This is a genomic window from Paenibacillus sp. P13VS (assembly GCF_015143645.1).
GTDB classification, from domain to species: domain Bacteria; phylum Bacillota; class Bacilli; order Paenibacillales; family Paenibacillaceae; genus Paenibacillus; species Paenibacillus xylanilyticus_A.
In genome coordinates this window covers 1-20,573 of the sequence record NZ_WYEV01000012.1, presented here as the reverse complement: position 1 = coordinate 20,573, position 20,573 = coordinate 1, and the positions used below count along the sequence as shown (strand labels likewise).

Annotated in this window: 18 protein-coding genes, 9 tRNA genes and 1 rRNA gene; 3 read left to right on the top strand and 25 right to left on the bottom strand. The window is 47.4% G+C overall.

From position 1 onward, the window contains the following. Window positions 1–152: 152 nt before the first annotated feature. The gene (gene uraA / locus GUA98_RS24010) at window positions 153–1,469 is read left to right on the top strand and encodes a uracil permease (RefSeq protein ID WP_193724624.1); all 1,317 of its coding nucleotides are present in this window, start codon (window positions 153–155) and stop codon (window positions 1,467–1,469) included. A 187-nt stretch (window positions 1,470–1,656) separates the two neighbouring features. Here the strand turns inward: uraA and GUA98_RS24005 are convergent, their stop codons facing one another. From GUA98_RS24005 to GUA98_RS23980, 6 genes are all read right to left on the bottom strand, one after another. Beyond that, a complete protein-coding gene (locus tag GUA98_RS24005; protein WP_095289483.1) occupies window positions 1,657–2,169 on the bottom strand; it encodes an adenine phosphoribosyltransferase in 513 nt (170 codons plus the stop codon). Between the two features lie 36 nt (window positions 2,170–2,205). Further along, a complete protein-coding gene (gene recJ / locus GUA98_RS24000) occupies window positions 2,206–4,614 on the bottom strand; it encodes a single-stranded-DNA-specific exonuclease RecJ (RefSeq protein ID WP_193724623.1) in 2,409 nt (802 codons plus the stop codon). A gap of 40 nt (window positions 4,615–4,654) precedes the next feature. Beyond that, window positions 4,655–5,620, bottom strand: a complete 966-nt coding sequence (locus tag GUA98_RS23995; RefSeq protein ID WP_193724622.1) for a cation diffusion facilitator family transporter — start codon at window positions 5,618–5,620, stop codon at window positions 4,655–4,657. Window positions 5,621–5,693: 73 nt separating this feature from the next. Continuing rightward, the gene (gene secF / locus GUA98_RS23990; protein WP_193724621.1) at window positions 5,694–6,602 is read right to left on the bottom strand and encodes a protein translocase subunit SecF; all 909 of its coding nucleotides are present in this window, start codon (window positions 6,600–6,602) and stop codon (window positions 5,694–5,696) included. Then, window positions 6,592–7,842, bottom strand: a complete 1,251-nt coding sequence (gene secD, locus GUA98_RS23985; RefSeq protein WP_193724620.1) for a protein translocase subunit SecD — start codon at window positions 7,840–7,842, stop codon at window positions 6,592–6,594. Before secD ends, secF begins: the two co-directional genes overlap by 11 nt. A 91-nt stretch (window positions 7,843–7,933) precedes the next feature. Beyond that, entirely contained in the window at window positions 7,934–8,173 is a 240-nt protein-coding gene (locus GUA98_RS23980) for a post-transcriptional regulator (protein ID WP_095289489.1), read from the bottom strand. 227 nt (window positions 8,174–8,400) lie between these two features. Here GUA98_RS23980 and spoVB point away from each other — a divergent pair, with 227 nt between their 5' ends. Then, window positions 8,401–10,011 carry a stage V sporulation protein B gene (gene spoVB / locus GUA98_RS23975; protein ID WP_193724619.1) on the top strand — a complete coding sequence of 537 codons (1,611 nt, stop codon included), beginning with the start codon at window positions 8,401–8,403 and terminating at the stop codon, window positions 10,009–10,011. An 11-nt stretch (window positions 10,012–10,022) separates the two neighbouring features. Here the strand turns inward: spoVB and GUA98_RS23970 are convergent, their stop codons facing one another. After that, window positions 10,023–10,763, bottom strand: a complete 741-nt coding sequence (locus GUA98_RS23970; protein ID WP_193724618.1) for a DUF421 domain-containing protein — start codon at window positions 10,761–10,763, stop codon at window positions 10,023–10,025. A 183-nt stretch (window positions 10,764–10,946) separates the two neighbouring features. Between GUA98_RS23970 and GUA98_RS23965 the strand changes: the two genes are divergently transcribed. Beyond that, a complete protein-coding gene (locus GUA98_RS23965; RefSeq protein WP_095359806.1) occupies window positions 10,947–11,339 on the top strand; it encodes a TIGR04086 family membrane protein in 393 nt (130 codons plus the stop codon). An 86-nt stretch (window positions 11,340–11,425) separates the two neighbouring features. Here the strand turns inward: GUA98_RS23965 and yajC are convergent, their stop codons facing one another. The 18 genes from yajC to rrf all read right to left on the bottom strand — a co-directional run bounded on the left by yajC (window position 11,426) and on the right by rrf (window position 20,573). Beyond that, window positions 11,426–11,740 carry a preprotein translocase subunit YajC gene (yajC, locus tag GUA98_RS23960; protein WP_193724617.1) on the bottom strand — a complete coding sequence of 105 codons (315 nt, stop codon included), beginning with the start codon at window positions 11,738–11,740 and terminating at the stop codon, window positions 11,426–11,428. Between the two features lie 65 nt (window positions 11,741–11,805). Next, window positions 11,806–12,942 carry a tRNA guanosine(34) transglycosylase Tgt gene (tgt, locus tag GUA98_RS23955; RefSeq protein ID WP_095289474.1) on the bottom strand — a complete coding sequence of 379 codons (1,137 nt, stop codon included), beginning with the start codon at window positions 12,940–12,942 and terminating at the stop codon, window positions 11,806–11,808. Between the two features lie 53 nt (window positions 12,943–12,995). Beyond that, window positions 12,996–14,024, bottom strand: a complete 1,029-nt coding sequence (gene queA, locus GUA98_RS23950; protein WP_193724616.1) for a tRNA preQ1(34) S-adenosylmethionine ribosyltransferase-isomerase QueA — start codon at window positions 14,022–14,024, stop codon at window positions 12,996–12,998. A gap of 7 nt (window positions 14,025–14,031) precedes the next feature. Further along, window positions 14,032–16,134: a SpoIID/LytB domain-containing protein gene (locus GUA98_RS23945; RefSeq protein WP_193724615.1), complete on the bottom strand. Its 2,103-nt coding sequence runs from the start codon at window positions 16,132–16,134 to the stop codon at window positions 14,032–14,034. Between the two features lie 75 nt (window positions 16,135–16,209). Next, window positions 16,210–17,220, bottom strand: coding sequence for a Holliday junction branch migration DNA helicase RuvB (gene ruvB, locus GUA98_RS23940; RefSeq protein WP_095289471.1), 1,011 nt, complete (start codon window positions 17,218–17,220; stop codon window positions 16,210–16,212). Between the two features lie 54 nt (window positions 17,221–17,274). Next, a complete protein-coding gene (gene ruvA / locus GUA98_RS23935) occupies window positions 17,275–17,889 on the bottom strand; it encodes a Holliday junction branch migration protein RuvA (protein ID WP_183522189.1) in 615 nt (204 codons plus the stop codon). Then, complete coding sequence (gene ruvC, locus GUA98_RS23930) at window positions 17,886–18,389, bottom strand: crossover junction endodeoxyribonuclease RuvC (protein ID WP_056701196.1); 504 nt, start codon at window positions 18,387–18,389, stop codon at window positions 17,886–17,888. Before ruvC ends, ruvA begins: the two co-directional genes overlap by 4 nt. Window positions 18,390–18,626: 237 nt before the next feature. Then, a complete protein-coding gene (locus GUA98_RS30215) occupies window positions 18,627–19,319 on the bottom strand; it encodes a BofC C-terminal domain-containing protein (protein ID WP_193724614.1) in 693 nt (230 codons plus the stop codon). A gap of 156 nt (window positions 19,320–19,475) precedes the next feature. Continuing rightward, window positions 19,476–19,549 (bottom strand) — tRNA-Pro (locus GUA98_RS23920). Between the two features lie 8 nt (window positions 19,550–19,557). Continuing rightward, window positions 19,558–19,636 (bottom strand) — tRNA-Leu (locus GUA98_RS23915). 15 nt (window positions 19,637–19,651) lie between these two features. Continuing rightward, a tRNA-Arg gene (locus GUA98_RS23910) sits at window positions 19,652–19,728 on the bottom strand. 8 nt (window positions 19,729–19,736) lie between these two features. Further along, window positions 19,737–19,811: transfer RNA gene (locus tag GUA98_RS23905), tRNA-Gly, on the bottom strand. 134 nt (window positions 19,812–19,945) lie between these two features. Beyond that, window positions 19,946–20,023: transfer RNA gene (locus GUA98_RS23900), tRNA-Asp, on the bottom strand. Window positions 20,024–20,050: 27 nt separating this feature from the next. Then, window positions 20,051–20,124: transfer RNA gene (locus tag GUA98_RS23895), tRNA-Met, on the bottom strand. A gap of 17 nt (window positions 20,125–20,141) precedes the next feature. Further along, window positions 20,142–20,217, bottom strand: a tRNA-Val gene (locus GUA98_RS23890). A 5-nt stretch (window positions 20,218–20,222) separates the two neighbouring features. Continuing rightward, window positions 20,223–20,294: transfer RNA gene (locus tag GUA98_RS23885), tRNA-Glu, on the bottom strand. 4 nt (window positions 20,295–20,298) lie between these two features. Continuing rightward, window positions 20,299–20,374 (bottom strand) — tRNA-Asn (locus GUA98_RS23880). A gap of 82 nt (window positions 20,375–20,456) precedes the next feature. Beyond that, window positions 20,457–20,573: ribosomal RNA gene (gene rrf / locus GUA98_RS23875) — 5S ribosomal RNA — on the bottom strand.

Below are 20,573 nucleotides of genomic sequence, written 5' to 3'. Positions count from 1 at the left end.
TAAATATTATGGCCATTTATATTCGAAATAGAATCAATATTTGCTAAAAAACGTACATTCGGAGCCAAATCGCAAAAAATGTTATTGCTTAATTAAGAGAAACTCTGTAATCTATTGAAGATTTGTGTTTCGGAAAAGGAGATGAATGTTCATTGCAACGCGAAATTCAGGTTAATCAGAAGATGCCACTAGGATCTGGCTCACTGCTCAGTCTGCAGCATTTGTTTGCCATGTTTGGCAGCACGGTGCTTGTACCCAACCTGTTCGGGGTTGATCCAAGCATGATCCTGTTGATGAACGGTATCGGAACATTGCTTTACATATTGATGTGCAAAGGCAAAATACCAGCCTACCTGGGTTCCAGCTTTGCTTTTATCGCGCCCGTTACAGTTGTTATAGAATCGCATCCGGGTAACGGCTACTCCATGGCCCTCGGAGCATTTATTATAACAGGTATTGTATTCTGTCTAGTCGCTCTTATCATCAAATATGCCGGGACAGGCTGGATTAATGTTGTGTTCCCTCCAGCAGTCATGGGAGCCATCGTAGCCCTGATCGGTTTGGAACTCGTGCCTGTTGCAGCCGGCATGGCTGGGCTAATCAATTCTGACCCTGTGAACAATCCCAACTGGGTTCCTCAGGCCAAGCCCATTATTTTATCCATGGTTACTCTCGGTATCACTGTTATCGGAGCCGTAACCTTCCGTGGATTTCCCAAAATCATTCACATTCTGATCGGGATTGTATCCGGATATGTCCTTGGGTACTTTATGGATGCAGTCGAAACGGAAAAGATCGCAAGTGCTGATTTCATTTCAATGCCAACAGTCACCACGCCGACGTTTGACTGGTCCGTTATCTTCACCATTTTGCCCGTGGCTCTCGTTGTTATTGTAGAGCACATCGGACATTTGCTCGTAACGAGCAGCATTGTAGGCAAGGATCTCTCCAAAGACCCTGGTCTCCATCGTTCCCTGCTCGGAAACGGAGTTTCCACTATACTGTCCGGTTTTGTTGGATCCACGCCGAATACGACCTATGGTGAAAATATCGGTGTTATGGCACTTACAAGAGTCTATTCCACCTACGTCATTGGTGGTGCAGCCATCATTGCGATCGTGCTCTCGTTCTCGGGAACATTCTCGGCGCTTGTTGCCAACATTCCGGTACCGGTTATGGGCGGTGTATCCCTGCTTCTGTTTGGTGTCATTGCCGCATCCGGTCTGCGTATCCTCGTTGAGCAAAAGGTTGACTTCGCGAAGCCAACCAACCTGCTCCTGACAACGCTTGTGCTTGTCATCGGACTCAGCGGAACTCAAGTATCCATTTACGGAGTGCAATTGAAAGGCATGGCACTGGCTACTATTGTCGGTATTCTGCTGAGCCTGTTGTTCAAATTGTTTGAAGTCCTCGGATGGTCTAATGACCAATCGGAAAAACAGGCCCTGACTGAGAAAACCCCGGACTAATGTCCTTAGTCGGATCATAATCATCCACATTCGGGGTTACCAACAAACATAAATACCAAAAAGCCTGCTTTCTCAATTCTTAGGAAATGAGAAAGCAGGCTTTTTAATAATCATTAATGCTGTATATTATTTCCCGGGAAACGGGAGATGCACTTTAAAGTGATAAGACAGCACGCATGCAGGGATCTTAGTAGTTCATCAACGTAAATACATCGATCTCCGGCAATTTGGCACGTCCATTCAGGTCAGACAGCTCAATCAGGAATGCTGCACCTACAACTTTGCCTCCCAATTGTTCAATCAGGTTAACGGAAGTTGCAATCGTTCCACCCGTTGCCAGCAAATCGTCAGCAATCAGGACATTTTGTCCTTTTTCAATTGCATCGGTATGCATCGCAAGTGTATCCTTGCCATATTCGAGATCATAACCTACTTCAATCGTCTCTCCAGGCAGTTTTCCACTTTTGCGAATCGGAGCAAAGCCGACACCAAGAGCGTATGCCAGAGGGGCGCCCACAACGAAACCACGTGCTTCAGGTCCAGCAATGACATCAATTTTGAGATCAGAAACCATTACTTTCAGCTCATTGATTGCCTTGCGGTACATTTCTCCATCCTTCAACAATGTCGTAATGTCCTTGAAGCTGATTCCCGGTTGTGGAAAGTCAGGAATGACACGAATATACTCTTTAAAATCCAAAATAATCTCCTCCTAAAATAAATACACAACTTCCATCTAAGATACGCCCTTCATCCGGGATATCATCCATTGTGTCAGCTGCGGTGTAGATGCATCCAGCAGTACCTGTTCTGTCTCGGCCATGTTTTCCAGTGCCTGATAATGACGGGACGAAGCCAGATCGCGTTTGGGCGGGTTATCCACAAACGATATTTTGCCATCCTTGCGGGTGATGAACGATAATTCTTCAAACACATCCAGCATCATGGTAATCATACGCGGCGAACATCCACACTGACGACTGAGCACAGGAGTAATCTCTTGTTCCTCTACCGGTTCAGCTCTCCATTTCGACACCAGCATATAAATACGCTTGAAGAGGTCTCTGGAAGGCATCTGAAGGCGATCTCGGCGGTTGCCTGATCCGTGCAGAAGGATGATATTCTCGGCTCCGCTGAACATGGCCAGCATGGCATCAAGTTGTTCCGGGGTTTCCGGCGTATCAAACACAAATAACGTCCGGACCTGTTCCTGTCCATAATGCTGCGCAGCAGCATTATACGGAAACAACCCGACCTTTCTATCATATACCCAAAGGCACGGTTCATACAATGAATTTCCCTCAGAAACATCGATATCCTTCCGGACAATCACACCTACCGAGCCAGATGTATACCTTAAATGTACTTCAAGTGAACCAAGGAACTGTTTCATCGCGTTCAGTCGATCAGCATTCCCACGCAGATCGAAGACTTGAGCGTGTGGAACATGAATGTCCTGAAGCATCAATTGCGGTTTGCGCATCCCGTTCCATTCATTGATGGACAATTCGCCCATTACATCAATAAGCGTACCCGCAGGTAAATATTCGGCTAAAGCTCCCTTGCCAAAGGCAACCGTTTCGAGCTGCTGCCCGTCTTGTTCGAGAACCAGTTTCAGATGCCGTTTCTCCCGGCCCATCGTTCGTGTTTCTTTTACCATGACATTTTTCAAAACAAAACGAGGTGAAGGATTGCTCATGCCGAAAGGCTGAAGTCTGTCGATTTCCTGAATGACTTTCAGCGGCACGTCACTAATTCTACACTCGTCGTCTGCCAGTCGCTCAGGCATAAAATCCGCTTCCGTCAGAACGGCGGCTGCAAACTCATTCAACCCCGATTCCAGCTCTTCCAGCTGATCCCGATGAAGGGTCATGCCTGCAGCTGCCGGATGTCCACCATAGTGGTCCATTGTATGTTTACAAGCCGTGAGTGCCTCATAGATATCCAGGCCATCAATGGAGCGGGCAGAGCCTTTGCATACACCCGTCTCGGGGTCTATTCCCAAGATGAGCGTCGGACGATAATAGCGTTCCAGTATTTTGGAAGCTACGATGCCCACAACCCCCACATTCCAGCCTTCTCCTGCAAGAACAATCACATCGGGAACTTTACCGGAACGAAGCTGAATTTTTTGCTCCAACTGCGCGCTTGCCTCCTGGACAATGCCCTCGACAACCTGCTGCCGTTCCCGGTTCAACAGATCAAGTTGACCTGCAAGCATATGAGCCTCATCCAGGTTCTCGGTTGTAAGAAGCGAAACAGCTCTTCCTGCATGATCCAAACGACCACTGGCATTAATACGGGGAGCCATCGCAAAGGCAATGTTTACCGATGTCACCTGACTTTGATCCACGCCGCTAATCTCAAGCAGCGCATTTATGCCTGGCAGACGTGTTCCCCGCATGGACTCAACGCCATAACTGACAATAACTCGGTTCTCTCCTTCAAGTGGCATGAGATCGGCGACGGTGCCAATGGCAGCAATCTCCATCCACTCGCCAGGCACCTCACCGATCAGGGCTTGGGCCAGTTTCAAGGCTACTCCCGCGCCGGCCAAGCCTTTGAAAGGATAGGGACAATCGGGAAGTTTGGGATTAATCAGAGCAAACGCTTCTGGAAGAGTTTCAGGCGGTTCATGGTGATCCGTTACGATGACTTCCATTCCAAGTGTTGCCGCATATGCAATTTGATCCACCGCACTGATTCCTGTATCGACCGTAATAATTAGAGTAACCCCTTGCTGATGGGCCCAGTCCAGCGCATGATTGTGCAATCCATAGCCTTCATTGGACCGATGAGGGATGTAGATATCATAGGATGCCCCAAGATGCCGCATTAAATGGATCATTAGCGAAGTACTGGACACACCATCTGCATCGTAATCTCCATAAATTAAAATATGTTCACCACGCTCCAGCGCAAGCCGGATACGGGGTACAGCTTCATTCATGCCCCGTAGCAGATAAGGATCATGCATCTGCCCCAGATCGGGATGAAGAAACCGCTCTGCCTCAGTTTCATTATGGACTCCCCGGCTAACCAGCAAACGTCCAACAAGTGCTGAAACGGAAAGCGCCTGCGAGAGTCCCGCAGCCGCCTCCAAATCGATATTCGGTGTGTTCCACCGGTATTGCGAATAAAGCAATGATAACGCTCCTTTCCTGATCTACGGGACCCGCGCTACATTACTGAATTAATGTCGCTTCATGATCGGGCAGTTCATGATTGGATTTGTATGGATATCCCGGATCATAGGGGATAGCCTGGATTTGTACTTCTTTTACATGACTAAATCGGGTTAACAGCAGGGTCTTGGCGCGATTGGCAATTTCCTGTGCTTCCAGCACCGAGATTCTCGGATTCACACTAATGACCAGTTCAACGGTTACAGCATGTTCCTGTTCCCGGGCAGTCAGATGCTCAATCGTAATAACACCATAAACCCGTTGTACCGTTTCCTTGAAATCCATGGCCTCTTCCTGTTCCAGTTCCTGAACGAGCGAGCCATAGACGGTATCTACAATCATGCGGTAACCCTTATGAAGAACGAAGCAGGAAGCAATAAGTGCGGCCGCTGGGTCCAAATACAGCAGAACATGAATCCCCATCGTTTCACCAGCCATAGAACCTGCAATGCCTATGAGTACAGTGAGAGAACAATAGAGAGCACGACGATGTTCCTGAGCATAGGACAGAGCCTGCGACTGATTACGCCTGCGGTAATATCGATATTGAAATTGGAAAATAGCTTCTTTCACAGCAAGCGCAGCAAAAGCTGCAATAAGTGCATGATCGTATTTTGCCGATTCGCCAGGCTCATCCCCGGTCAATCCGGTCAGAGCAGAGATTGCAATCTGTAGGCCTCCCATAAGGATCAGGACGGACAGCAGTACCGTAATCCCGGGCCTCGCCATGCGCGAATGCTCTCTGACCTTTTCCCTGCGAGCTTTGTTGCTATCCTGTACAGACTTCGAGGGGAAGAGACCTGCCAGTGAGGAAGCAGCTTCCGATGCAGAATACAGACCATCGGCAAGCAGCGATTTGCTGTTCGCCATATAACCGACGCCAGCCTTAATCACTGCAAGTGTCATATTCCCGGCAATACCACTCCACGTTGCCGCTTGAGCAGCTGGAATACGTTCTCTGGTCATGAAAATTCCCCCTTAATCCTGTACGTAAAGTTGCAAAACCGCGCCTGACAGACGCGGCTTGCAAATAAGATGTTTAGTTGGATGCTTTGGCTGCCGTTTTCGGCTTGTCCACTTGTTTTCCTTTGAGAACCAGCCACAGTGGTGCAGCGATGAAGATGGATGAATATGCACCAAACAGTGTTCCGATCACCATCGCAAGCGAGAACATTCGAATGGACTCCCCACCGAAAATAAACAAACAGATGGATGCCGCAAACACTGTAAATGTTGTGTTCAAGGAGCGTGTCATCGTTTGTGCCAAACTGCGGTTAACCACTTCACGCAAGTCGGCTTTTGTTGTTTTCTTGGCGAAACGCAGGTTCTCCCGAATACGGTCAAAAATAACAATGGTATCGTTAATGGAGAAACCGACAATCGTCAATACAGCGGTAATAAAGGTCAGATCCACTTCCAGACGGAAGATGGAGAACACACTAATAACTACAAACGCATCATGGAAGAGCGCAATAACGGCTGCCAGTCCAAAACGCCACTCGAAACGGATTGCAACATAGATCATAATCCCGATACTTGCGATAAGGACCGCATAAATTGCGTTACGTTCGAGTTCTTTGGCCATTTCCGGGTCTACGGTATTGACTTCATAAGAAGCCTCCGGGTCCAGCTTGGTGAACTCCTCTTTGAACTTGCTCTCTTGCGTCTCATCCAATACGTTGGAGAAACGAACGTTAACTCGGTCGGCACCTGGTGTAATATTTGCATCGCCTTCATTGACACCAATGTCTTCGATAATCGGAGTAATTTGTTCTGAAGTGATGGCCTTGGAAACGGTAATATCCACGTTCGAACCTGAGCGGAAATCAACCGCATAATTTAATCCAAGGGAGAACAAACTGATAATCCCTGCCAAAGTCAAAATAATGGAGAACGTATAGGCAATTTTACTGCCTTTAATATAATCATAGTTCCAATTAAAGCGCACGAATTTCACTCTCCTTCACTCCGAAGTACTTAGGCTTCTTCAACACGTTAGCCCGCACAAGCAGGGTCAACAGGAAGCGGGAGAAGAAAATATTCGTGATAATGCTAGTGACGATGTCAAAAATCAGCACGAGCGCGAAACCTTTAACTGCGCCTGTACCCAGGAAAAACATAACGGCCGCAGCAATGATGGTTGTGATATTGGAGTCGATAATGGTACGGAAGGAATGTTTGCTTCCTGCCTTAACTGACGACAGAATTGATTTACCACTCCGCATTTCTTCCTTAATCCGTTCGTACGTAATGATGTTGGCGTCAACCGCCATCCCTATACCCAGGATAAATGCTGCAATCCCCGGAAGGGTAAGCACAAATTCTCCCATATAGAAGATCGCAAGTACCAGCCACGTATGTGTAATCAAGGCAAAGCTTGCGATGATCCCCGGTATGCGGTACAGACCAATCATGAACACTAAAATAATAACGGAACCGATCAAGCCCGCTTTAATCGTTTGGTCGAGAGACAATTTACCCAGCGTTGCTCCGACGCTTTGCGAGTACTTCTCTGTAAGTTTCAGAGGAAGTGCACCCAGGTTAATGGTGTCACGCAGCTGGTTTGCTTCCTCACGTGTGTAACTGCCTGTGATCTGCGCCGAACCGTCCGTCAATTGCTGCTGTACGGTTGGGGCAGAGAGCAGCTGATCATCCAGATAGATGGCCAGAGGTTGTCCAATAAGGCGCTTCGTAATTTCAGAAAATTTAGCCTTATCCTTAACTTGAATGTCGATCATGGGAGCATTGAGCTGATTAAAGACCACCTTCGCTCCATTCTCAACAAATTCATTTCCTCGAAGCTCAATCTTCGTATACTCGCCTTCCTTGTCATTCTCTCCTTTACTACGGAAAGTCAGGACGGCAGGTTCTTTCATTTTGGCTCTAACTTCTTCCTCGTCTGTAACACCAGCCAATTTCAAACGAATCCGGTTGGTTCCTTCTGTGGTTACTTCCGGCTCGCTTGTTCCGAGCGCATTGGCACGGCTCTCCAGACTTCTTGCAGTTTGTACCAAAGAGGCTTTGGTTACTTGCTGCCCTTGTTCCAGCGGCTCTGCTTCATATAAGATCTCGTAGCCTCCCTTTAAATCGAGGCCCAAGCGAATATTTTTGAGCAGGCCCGGACTTGTGCCCAACATGACTCCTGTGGTCACAAGCACGACCAGAATGAAACTGACAATTCTCTTCATGCCGTTCCTAGATCCCCCTTCATTCTCAATATTCCTATTATAGCGATGCCGTAAAAAGCAGTCAATTTCCAACACAAAAAGATCCCTTTCGTTAGAAAGAGGACCCCCGGTATGCAGAAACGGTCATAAAGTTCATAAAGCTTGTTGCTTTCAGTGACAAAATGTCGTTCACCAATTGGTGAAGCGGTGGAATGCCCTGTTTTTCGTATTTATGACTAACGCAATTCCAGACATCTTTGCTGGTCACATATTCGTACCCGACGAGCCTTAATTCCTCCGCCTTGCTGCGACATAACATCTCAATGGATTCTTCCAGCTCCATATCGTTCATTTCTTCCAAGCGGGGAGCGCCTCCCTTCTTACGCACAAGCCTTTATGCGGCATCAATATTACATAATTCGACTTCATATATTCAGATTCCTGCTTGCCCAATCTGGATCTTTTTGTTAATGGAGTCCAAGTTGTCATGAGAAGACAGTGGACTGGCATAGGATGAAGAACAACGGCTTTGTCCCGTTTACGAGACCTGTTACTTTCAACCGGGAAAGAGGGGTAGTTTTGAAGAAACAGACATTTATCCAGGGAGCCATGATCCTGCTCGCTGCAGGCATTATTAATCGTATTCTCGGCTTTATCCCCCGTATTGCGCTCCCTCGCGTAATCGGAGCAGAAGGAGTGGGTTTGTACCAGCTAAGCTATCCTTTCTTCATCGTACTTGTGACATTGATTACTGGAGGCATACCGCTCGCCGTTGCCAAACTCGTTGCTGAAGCAGATACAGGGGCCAACCGCTATTCTCCCCAGCGCATACTACAGATTAGTCTAAGCTTCACCTTGACCTTGGGCGTTGTTTTCATGTTTCTGTGCATTGTCTTTGCACCATGGGTTACACGTTATGTTCTAACGGATGAGAGGGTGTATCATACGTTTGTAAGCATGAGTCCGATGATTGCAATCATCGCCGTGTCTGCGGTGTATCGCGGGTATTTTCAGGGCAAGCAGAATATGATTCCTACTGCCGCTTCCTCCATTACGGAAACCATCGTACGCATTATTTGCGTGATCTGGTTCTCCTGGCTGCTTCTCCCACAAGGTATTGCCCAGGCAGCAGCAGGGGCCATGCTCGGAGCACTCGTCGGTGAATTTGTAGGCATGCTTGTACTGCTATGGAATTATAACAGACATAAAAAGGATCCTGATCGCTCCAATCATCTGATCCCACCAAATGCACATGTTCCTCCACCCGCACTACCCGTTGATTCAAATGCATCACAAACAGGATTGATCAGACGCCTCCTGGCCATCTCTGTACCCGTAACAGCAGGCCGCCTAGTAGGCTCACTCTCCTATCTTGCTGAAACCATTGTCACCGCTCAAAGTCTGGCTATTGCGGGCATATCCCGTGGACTGGCGACCGCTCAATATGGTGCGTTACAAGGCATGATCATTCCACTGCTGCTCCTGCCGGGTGCACTGACTTCATCTCTTGCCACATCACTTGTTCCCTCCCTGTCAGAAGCGTCTGCGCAGGGGGATCGGGCGCTCATCCATAAACGAATGCACCAGGCACTGCGGCTTGCCCTCGTCACAGGTGCCCCTTTTGCTGTTTTTATGTATGTGCTTGCCGAACCGATGTGTTTAGTACTGTATAATGATGCATCGATCGGAAGCATGCTTAAACTTATGGCTCCTTTTGCTCTGTTTATCTACATTCAGGCACCTCTTCAAGCTGCTCTGCAGGCACTCGATCGTCCAGGAAAAGCTCTTCTCAATACATTTATCGGTGCGGTCATTAAAATCACTTTGATTTTGCTGCTTGCATCCAAACCTGAATACGGCATTTTTGGTGCAGTAATTGCTATCTGTGTGAACTCAACTGTGGTTACTCTTTTACATGCCAGAAGTGTGCGCCATTTGCTTCAGTTCCGGTTCAAATGGATGGATTGGGTCAAAACAACAGCCGGCATGGTTATTATGGGAGCAGCAACCCTTTTGGTTTATGAACATACGGCCATTTTGCTGCCCTTCTGGCTGAGAATGATCCTTGCCCCTCTTGCTGGTCTCATTGTTTATTTTATTGTGATGGGCATGACCCGCATGATTGACTTTCATGATCTCTCCCGGATGCCGATCATTGGTTCCTGGTTCCAACGGCGATCTCGGAAGTAAGCAGACGATCGCTATTTTTTATCATCCTTGAGGCTTACGAATACTTTGCCATTATGGTCGATGGAGCATATAAACACATCCTTGAAATCGAGCACACCCTTCTGTTGTATCTGGTTTTTCAGCCAAAAGCGTGTTTTCTGGATCAGCTCCAAATTTTGGTCTTGGACTTTACCATCCATAATTAACGGCAGGGGAAGACCCTCGTATTTAATATTTTGAAAGCCATCGACCTTGTCCTGCCTAGGCTTTTTCATGTTATTTTGCGATGAACTGTTTCCTTGGCCCGAAGAAGAGTTATTCATGGGGATAACGGTTAACTTCCCAGTCGTTTCCAAAATGGCAAATTCAACTTCACCAATACTGTCGATATTCTGTTCACGCAATTGCAGCAATAGGTCATCCAAATTATATCGTTGTTTACGCATTTCATCACGATGGAGTGTGCCCTTGGAGATGAGTACCGTCGGTTTGCCATCTATCATGAGTCGTAAACGACGGCTCTTGAGACTTAGAAAGGCCATGCCAATCTGAACAACAAGTACGGTCACCATGGGCACAATGCCGTGAGACAACGGTTTATCTGTATCCTCGATGACAAATGCGGCTATCTCAGCAAGCATAATGGACACAACCAGATCGAACATGGATAGCTTTCCTATTTCCCTTTTACCCATAATCCGAATGGCCCCATAGACAATAAAATACATGAGAATTGTTCGAAAGATATGTGCTCCTATATCCGAAAAGTTCATACCATGGTCCCTCCTTCACATCTGATTTACAAACAGATACCTGAAGCGTAATCCCTATTTTGACCTGAACCAGGTATGCCCATGCGAATCTTGATTGTTCATTTAATGGAAAATTCAGTTCATAACTCGTGAGGCTTGACCATACAATGTAATAATTTCAAACTTGTACAAGGGGGTTGCTTCATGCAGCTGATTCGCCGAGTGATTTCGTTTCGAATGTCCAACCCGATTTTGTCGGGCCTCTGCCATGCATTTGTATGGATGTTACTGGGAGCGTTAATCCTCTCCCTCTTTCTCTGGATGAGCAGCATGCGGGAGCAAGAACTTTCGCTTTACACGTATGTCGTTCATGGCTTGTCTTTGCTGGTTGGAGGATTTGTAGCGGGAAAACGGTCTGGCGAAAAAGGCTGGTACCATGGAGGGCTAACCGGTATCATTTATGGACTGATCGTATTGCTTATTGGTTTCCTCGCTTTGGATGCTTCATTCAATTGGAAAGACAGTCTGCAGCTTGCAAGCGCATTTCTGATTTCGGCACTCGGAGGAATTTTCGGGGTGAATACACACAGATCGTAGAAGTTTGAATCGTATGACCTTACAGAGAAAAAGAAAAAGAGAACCGGGTCTCTAGAGATCCGGTTCTCTGCACTAACTATAATAATCTATTCAACAGCGGTTTCACGACTCACTGCACTGCTGATCGCATTACGGTCGAATGTAAGCTTAGTTACATCGTTTACACGAAGTACAACCACATCATCCGTAATTTCAGCGATCGTACCGTGAAGGCCACCGATCGTTACAATTTTATCGCCTTTTTTCAACTGGTTCAGCATCGCATTACGCTGCTTTTGCTTTTTGTTCTGTGGACGAATCATCAAGAAGTAGAAAATCGCAACCATGAGTACCAAAGGTACAATCAAAGATACAATTCCACCGCCTGCATTGGCTGTTGTTGCAGTCATTCCCTGGAACATTCAAACTCCCCCTTATCGACTATACTTACAGTTACTGCTTGTTTCTCCGGTTCTGCAAAACCTGATCAGAAACCTTTGTCGTTGTCATGAAGACCATATTGATCGAAAAATTCATCACGGAAATCAAGCAAACGATCTTCCATTATGGCTTTGCGCACATTGCGCATCAAATTCTGCAAGAAATGAAGATTATGAATGGTCGTCAAACGCAAGCCAAATGTTTCATCCGCTTTGATCAAATGACGCAGGTAAGCTCTGGAGTAGTTACGACAAGTATAGCAATCGCATTCAGGATCCAGTGGACCAAAATCTGTTGCAAACTTGGCGTTACGAACAACGAGTCGTCCCTGACTTGTCATTGTTGTTCCGTTACGGGCAATCCGGGTAGGCAGTACACAGTCGAACATGTCCACTCCACGAATCGATCCCTCAATCAATGCATCGGGCGAACCTACTCCCATCAAGTAACGTGGTTTATTGGAAGGTAACAGCGGTACTGTGTAATCCAATACGCCATACATCAAATGTTTCGGCTCTCCAACACTCAGTCCACCAATAGCATACCCCGGGAAATCCATGGAAGTCAAATCTGCGGCACTCTGACGACGCAAATCCTCGTGCATGCCTCCCTGTACGATAGCAAACAGGCCTTGATCATGTGGACGAGCATGACTTTCGAGGCAGCGTTCCGCCCAGCGGCTCGTTCTCTCAAGTGATTTTTTTACATATTCATATTCAGCCGGATACGGAGGACATTCATCAAATGCCATCATAATATCGGAGCCGAGTGCGTTCTGAACTTCCATGGCCACCTCGGGTGAAAGGAACTTTTTGTCTCCATTCAGGTGGGAACGGAAGTGAACGCCTTCTTCTGTAATTTTGCGCATCTCACTGAGGGAGAATACCTGAAACCCGCCGCTGTCCGTCAGAATCGGCCGATCCCAGTTCATGAACTTGTGCAGACCGCCAGCCTGGCGGACAATCTCGTGTCCTGGTCTGAGGAACAGGTGATAGGTATTGCTCAGAATAATCTGTGCATCCATCTCCTTCAACTCTTCAGGACTCATTGTTTTTACAGTCGCCTGTGTACCAACAGGCATAAAGGTTGGTGTCTCGATAATACCATGCGGCGTATGTACACGTCCCAGACGCGCACCGGATTGTTTACATGTTTTGATATGTTCATACGTAATTGCTGCCATTGGTTTTAATCATCCTCTAAAATTAATCGTTAGCCTCAGTATGCCTTTGTGAATCAATAGATTAACATGGCATCGCCAAAACTGAAAAAGCGGTATTTCTCTTGAATCGCCTGCTCATATGCATGCATGATATGTTCTCTGCCTGCTAGTGCACTAACTAACATAACAAGTGTCGATTTGGGCAAATGAAAGTTTGTAAGCATGCCATCTATAACTTTGAAATTGTAACCTGGGTAGATAAAGATTTTGGTCCAGCCGCTGCTTTCCTGAAGCACGCCATCTTCGAACTTGCTGCCTACGGTTTCAAGCGTTCGACAGCTCGTCGTACCTACTGCAAATACACGGTTACCACGTTTCTTCGTTTCATTAATCAGGTTCGCCGTTTCCTGAGACATGGAGTAATACTCTTCGTGCATCTCATGCTCTTCCACAACATCAACAGACATTGGGCGGAATGTTCCGAGACCAACATGAAGCGTAATAAAAGTAACATTGACGCCTTTGGCACGGATCTGATCCAGCAGCTCATCCGTAAAATGCAACCCAGCTGTTGGAGCCGCTGCTGATCCTTCGTGCTTTGCATACACCGTCTGGTATCTTTCACGATCATCCAGAGTCTCTTTAATATAAGGAGGCAATGGCATCTCGCCCAAACGATCCAGGATCTCCTGGAAGATTCCGTTATAGGAGAATGTGAGGGTACGTGCACCCATTTCGCCTTCTTCATCAATAACAGCCTTAAGCTCATCACCGAATACAATAACTGATCCGGCTTTTAGCCTCTTCCCTGGTTTAACAAGAGCTTCCCAGCGGTCGCCTTCCACATTTTTCAGCAAAAGCACCTCTGCTTTGGCTCCGGTATCTTCTTTTGTACCGAACAGTCTCGCTGGCAATACCCGTGTGTCATTCAATACCAATGTGTCGCCAGGCTCTAGAAAATTGATGATATCCGGGAACGAGCGATGGTTAACCTCACCGTTCTCCTTGTTCAATGTCAGCAGCCGCGATGCCGTACGATCAAGCAAAGGCGTCTGTGCAATCAACTGCTCTGGTAATTCAAAATCATATAAGTTCACATTCATTTTCAATTCATTCCTTAACAATAGTCGCATTTTGATAATAGTGTTTCAATATTGTCTGGTAATCATACCCTTCATCTGCCATACCTTTGGCACCCCATTGAGACAAGCCCAATCCGTGACCATTACCTTGGCCGATAAACATGAAGGTTTGACCCTGAGTTACTGCTCTGGCTTGACCATCACCGCTCATAACGACAAGAGCATTACCGGATGATGTTCCCGTTCCGGAAGCGGACAACACAGCAGCACCTTTTGATCCGGTTTTGCTTGAAGTTTGCCCGTCAGCGCCTAATACAGTATAACTTCCGGTCCCTGCAATATCAAATAAAGTACTCGGTAATCCTCCAAGTGCATAACGATATGTATCTGCATATTTGACTGTCAAAGGCTGTCCATTCGCACTCACTTCAAGAGCTCTTCCTGAAGGTCCACGCTTTGTGACCTCCAAGGTAGAGATGGATGCCGGAACGGCGGTCGTTGTTTTCCCTTGTAACGCTTTAACCAACGCAGCAGAGGTAAATGGTCCTCTTACCCACGCGTAATCATTGGATTGAGCCACTTTGGCCAAAACAACAGCCTCTGTGCCCGGGTTCATTTTCGCCACAGGTTCAACCGTGGATTGGATTAGCGGAATGGGACGTACATTCGTGTTTTGGGCAGTGACTGTGACTTTGGACAACCCTGCTTCTGTTTTAGTCGCTAATTCTTTTACATTATCCTCACGGATATATCCACTAACCCCTGAGCTTAGCAGTACATGGTACCATGTGTGTAAACCTGCCTGAGCTGACGCATCTCCAGGGCTGTCCACATTACTGAATACGCCTGCGCCCCCGTTCCATACTTCGGATGGGTGAGCCGTTTGGCCTCCAGCATTGGAAGAGAACACAGCTTCAACGATTTTACCGCCGCTTTTGATGACTTCACCTGCTGTTGCATCTACTGCACTTGTTACTTTATCGTTCTCCGAGCCTATTCCGTTATACGCTTGGCTGAGTGTCGTATCCACAACATTGGCGATTTTGAATCGCTCTCCCTGTTGAAGTGCGTAGGAACGAGCTGCGACAGCCTGAACTTTCAGAGCCTCTGCCGGCCAGGATGAATATACTTCAGCGCCTACAACCGAGTATAGATACTGCTCCAGCGGGACAACGTTGACCAAAGCCAAATCTCCGCCTACGATACTAACTTCCATGTCCCCACGGTATGTCCGTGCGGAACGCTCCAACACTTTAATCCCACTTCCATCACCCTGCACATAAGCTTTTGCTTCAGTTCCTGCAATCGTGTAATGTGGAGCAGTTTTCAGCGTATCTGTGCTGAGTCCCGCATCCTGGCGGATCATGAGCACATTGCTGTCAGATACTGGCGTCAAGCTTACGCCCGGTGCCTTGACTTCCACCGTTTTTTTCAATGCTGCTAGTTCGGCGTCTGTTACCGATTCCCCGACCCACACTGAATATCCTTGAGCCCCGCCACTGAGCTGCAATACGGTAATGGCATTGATTCCAGCAGCTAAGAGTGATTCCTGTGCAGCCTCAGCTTCCTGAAGCGAACTGTAGCTCCCTGCTGACAAATGTTTGTTTCCCGTTACCACCGGTTTTTGACCGCCGAGCCCTGCTGCTGCCACCTTTTGCACTCGTGCAACAGCTTGTGTAGCCAAAGCTTCTGTCGCATAATTTCCTGTGTATAATTGATACGTGGCCTTACCGCTCAACGTCGTTGTGAACAGCAATGGTTTATCACTGGTCGCCTGCAACAATTTTGCTGCTGCTGCAGCAGTCTTGAAGTCCCCGGTTTCCAACACTTTCACACGAAATCCATCTGCACTGAAGCGAATTTGACCAGCAGGAAGTGTGACTCCCGCCCCGCTCTCTGATCCAATGCTCCATTTACCGGTTGATTCAAGTGTAATGAGAGGGGTTGTTGACTTATATGTGCTCCCCAGATTCGCAAACATGGCTACCCGAATCATCTGCCCGTTACTCTCTGCAGCAAAAGCGGGCACTTGCAGACATCCCACTGTTAAGAGTGCAGCAGCGAGTACCTTTAACCGCCGACTCCACTTTTTCTTTTGTAATGCTTTCCCCACGTTCAAACTCCTCTCCATGCTGTTTCTACACGTTATATCGGGAAGTTTACATAAAAACTTCAATTTGATTTCTTAAAAACTACAGTACTTGGTTTACTTTCCGTCCCTCGGCGGTATAGGCAAACCAAGATGATGATAAGCCAGATCCGTAACAACCCTGCCTCTTGGTGTACGCTGAATCATACCGATTTGCAGAAGATATGGCTCATAGACATCCTCAATCGTCTGACTTTCTTCACCAATCGTAGCTGCAATCGTATCCAGTCCAACGGGTCCTCCGCGGAAACTGTTAATCATGGATGTAAGCATCTTGTGATCGATCTCGTCCAAACCGCGCGGGTCAATCTGAAGTCGTTTCAACGCTTCTTCAGCCAGTGCCTGGGTAATGATTCCATCGCCCCTTACCTGGGCAAAGTCACGTACCCGTTTTAGCAAACGATTGGCAATTCGCGGGGTCCCGCGTGAGCGAAGAGCAATCTCTTCTGCCGCATCGCCAACAATTTCAACGCCCAAAATTTCCGTAGATCGTGAGACGATATAAGCCAGCTCATCCACGGTATAAAACTCCAACCGACTGATTACACCAAACCGGTCTCGAAGCGGTGCAGACAGCAACCCAGCACGTGTTGTAGCCCCGATCAAGGTGAATGGCGGAAGATCCAATCGCACGGAACGTGCACTTGGACCTTTTCCGATCATAATATCAAGGGCCGAGTCCTCCATAGCCGGGTACATTACTTCTTCAACGGTACGATGCAGACGATGAATCTCGTCAATAAACAGAACATCGCCTTCCTGCAGATTCGTCAGCAGTGCAGCGAGATCACCCGGTCGTTCAATCGCCGGTCCCGATGTGGTACGCAAGTTTACGCCCAATTCATTGGCAACGATATTGGCAAGTGTCGTTTTACCAAGTCCTGGCGGACCGTAAAGCAGCACATGATCCAATGCTTCATTGCGTAATTTGGCAGCTTCAATATATATTTTCAAATTTTCCTTGACCTTGTTTTGCCCGATATACTCATTCAGATACCGGGGACGGAGGCTCAGTTCAACATTCTGATCCTCCATCATCAGGTTAGCGGAAATAATCCGGTCATCCATGTTCATCCCTACCTTTTTTTGTGCGGGCTACTGCCATTATATATGCAAATTCATCTATCCGGTAAACAGCATTTGCAGCGCACGTTTCATCAACACATCAACAGAATCAGCCGATGTAACATCCTTTTTCAATTTCAGCCACACTTTATCGAGCTCACTGTCTGTATAACCTAGAGCCTTCAAACCGTCACGAGCCTCATCCCAGGCCGAACCGCTTCCCGCTTCTTCAGAAGGTGGGGCAAACAAACCTGTAGCATAAGCCGCCGCTCCAAACCCGTCCAGCTTGTCTTTCAGATCCAGGATCATGCGCTGTGCTGTCTTTTTGCCGATACCCGGCAACTTCGTCAGGAACGTCAGGTTCTCCTGGTAGATCGCGGTAACGACATGGTCTGGCGTACCACCGGCCAGTATCCCCAGTGCAACCTTTGGTCCGATACCGGATACTTCAATTAGTTTGCGGAACAAGCGCTGTTCTTCTCGTGTAACAAACCCAAACAGCAGCATCGCGTCTTCTCGCACATGATGATGGGTATATACTGTGATCTCTCCTTCCTGCTTCGCAAACGCAAACGGATTTGGACAAAACACACGGTATCCCACGCCATGAACATCCAGCACAATATAGTCATTCTCTACATGTACGAACTGTCCTCTTAGAAAATCAATCATTTTCGCAATACCTCATTCAACTTGGAATTTAATGTATATGAGTGCGCGTGACATACAGCCACAGCCAGAGCATCCGCTACGTCATCCGGCTTCGGTATAGCCTGTAAACGCAAGAACATTTTGACCATTTCCTGTACCTGCCGCTTCTCTGCCTTACCGTATCCTACAATCGCCTGTTTAATCTGCATTGGGGTATACTCCGCTATAGGCAGCCCCTTCTGAGCAGCAGCAAGCACCATAACGCCTCTTGCCTGACTGACAGACATCGCTGTAGTTACATTCCTGTTAAAGAAAAGCTTCTCCAGTGCTACTGCGTCTGGTTTGTATTTATCGATCAGCTGCACCATGCCTTCATACACGTGAAGCAGTCGTTCTTCTTCAGGTGTATGAGCTTCAGTCTGAATGCAGCCATATTGTACGGGTACCACTTTACTACCGATCTTATCCACAAATCCAAAACCGACAATCGCAATCCCCGGGTCTATTCCCAAAAAACGCAAAACCATCTCTCCCTTACAATAAAGCGAACATATGTATCGTTCATTTCATTATAACAAAAGATAGACCCTGCGACAGGAAAAACTTTGTCTAATCTCAGGAGTGCATGGTTCGGCATCATACTGGCTTTTCTGCACGAATGCTTGTACTTGTCGACTCGTTATTTTCAACGACAAAAAGGACATCTCTCGATGTCCCATGATTGACCTCTCGGTATGACCACTTTGGATGCTATCCATTCATCCGCCATTTCGAAGCTCTTCTTTATGTGGTCCATCAATGGCATAATCACTAAAAGTTGAAATTACGCTGTTATATTCATCCTTGTCTTGAACACGGATACCTTGCTGTAGCTGCTCCAGTACTCCCTCAGGTAGAGAACTCTCCAACGATCCGACGTCCATTTGAAAAAAAGTGCGAATTACTTTTTCTTCTGCAGGTCGACCTTCGTAAAGATTAAGATTACCCACCGCATCCACGCTGATATATGCCTGTTCCTTGCAGAGCGGAGATAGATCATCCACTTGTTTCTTAATTTGCAATGTATCTGCAGACACTACCTCAGCCTCCCACTCCGGATGCTGTTGAAGTAATACTTTTAATTGAGGTATGGCCATTTTCCCCAATTGTTCCGTTTCAATTCCGCAGATATAATGCGTCTCCATGACCACAGAAGTTAAACGATCCGTCTCGGGTCTAAGTTGCCCCAATATGCTTTGTACCTCTTCTTCGGAACGTTCTTCTGTGACTGGAGCCATGGCTGTAGCGGCCTCACTGAAGTTAGTGGTTAACAGCCGCTCAATATGAGATGAAATCGACAACCCGCTGTATGCCAGGATCGTAATAGCCACCAATGAAGCAGCCATCCATGCAGTACGTTTCCAACGCCGCCATCGTCTTTTAAACTGTTTTCTGAATTTAAACGTGTTCACATGAACCCCTTCTATCACTTTTTTAAACCTAGTGTGACCGAAAGGATTATGCTTTATGCAAAATTAACCCAATGTGAAAAGGCAAAGTACTTTCCTCATTATTTTTAGAAAACATAAAAGTGGACTATCTATAGTAAGATAGTCCACTTCTTAAGATCGGGATGACACGATTTGAACATGCGACCCCCTGGTCCCAAACCAGGTGCTCTACCAAGCTGAGCTACATCCCGTTATGTTATACCGGCGAGAGGACTCGAACCTCCACGGTTTCCCACTCGATTTTGAGTCGAGCGCGTCTGCCATTCCGCCACGCCGGCAAATAAGTTATATAATGGCGCGCCCTGAGAGATTCGAACTCCCGGCCTTTTGATTCGTAGTCAAACGCTCTATCCAGCTGAGCTAAGGGCGCAAAATAATTGGAGCGGACGACGGGAATCGAACCCGCGACCCTCGCCTTGGCAAGGCGATGCTCTACCGCTGAGCCACGTCCGCATGCGGTATTAAATATTAAATGGCGGAACCAACGGGATACTCTCACTTCGTTCGAGACTGCGAAGCTAATGCTCTCGAAGTGTATGCTCCGACGAACCCAAAAACGTATTCTCATCCCTGAAGCATAATCAAGATGGCGGAACCGACGGGATTCGAACCCGCGATCTCCTGCGTGACAGGCAGGCATGTTAGGCCAACTACACCACGGTTCCAAATCACTTTCTGTGAGGAAAGTTTAATTGCGGGGGCAGGATTTGAACCTGCGGCCTTCGGGTTATGAGCCCGACGAGCTACCGGGCTGCTCCACCCCGCGTCGTTATAAAAATGATATGGTGGAGGCTGAGGGGCTCGAACCCCCGACCCTCTGCTTGTAAGGCAGATGCTCTCCCAGCTGAGCTAAGCCTCCATATATGACCCGTAGGGGATTCGAACCCCTGTTACCTCCGTGAAAGGGAGGTGTCTTAACCCCTTGACCAACGGGCCTTACTGGCTCCCCGAACAGGACTCGAACCTGTGACAACTCGATTAACAGTCGAGTGCTCTACCAACTGAGCTATCAGGGAATAATATGCATTTGCAGGGCAAACGCAACATCGTACAACGCTAACATGCAAAGCCTGTTTTCTATGTAAGATGAAAGAGTTCGCTTGGCAGCGTCCTACTCTCCCAGGACCCTTCGGTCCAAGTACCATCGGCGCTAGAGGGCTTAACGGTCGTGTTCGGGATGGGTACGTGTGGAACCCCTCCGCCATCGCCACCAAA

Bases quoted from the DNA above. Each gene is read 5' to 3' on its own strand.
- GUA98_RS23995 (WP_193724622.1), bottom strand. From the start codon at position 5,620: ATGACCAGAGAACGTATTCCAGCTGCTCAAGCGGCAACGTGGAGTGGT.
- secD (WP_193724620.1), bottom strand. From the start codon at position 7,842: ATGAAGAGAATTGTCAGTTTCATTCTGGTCGTGCTTGTGACCACAGGA.
- GUA98_RS23980 (WP_095289489.1), bottom strand. From the start codon at position 8,173: ATGAACGATATGGAGCTGGAAGAATCCATTGAGATGTTATGTCGCAGC.
- GUA98_RS23970 (WP_193724618.1), bottom strand. From the start codon at position 10,763: ATGAACTTTTCGGATATAGGAGCACATATCTTTCGAACAATTCTCATG.
- GUA98_RS23965 (WP_095359806.1), top strand. From the start codon at position 10,947: ATGCAGCTGATTCGCCGAGTGATTTCGTTTCGAATGTCCAACCCGATT.
- yajC (WP_193724617.1), bottom strand. From the start codon at position 11,740: ATGTTCCAGGGAATGACTGCAACAACAGCCAATGCAGGCGGTGGAATT.
- tgt (WP_095289474.1), bottom strand. From the start codon at position 12,942: ATGGCAGCAATTACGTATGAACATATCAAAACATGTAAACAATCCGGT.
- queA (WP_193724616.1), bottom strand. From the start codon at position 14,024: ATGAATGTGAACTTATATGATTTTGAATTACCAGAGCAGTTGATTGCA.
- GUA98_RS23945 (WP_193724615.1), bottom strand. From the start codon at position 16,134: ATGGAGAGGAGTTTGAACGTGGGGAAAGCATTACAAAAGAAAAAGTGG.
- ruvB (WP_095289471.1), bottom strand. From the start codon at position 17,220: ATGGATGACCGGATTATTTCCGCTAACCTGATGATGGAGGATCAGAAT.
- ruvA (WP_183522189.1), bottom strand. From the start codon at position 17,889: ATGATTGATTTTCTAAGAGGACAGTTCGTACATGTAGAGAATGACTAT.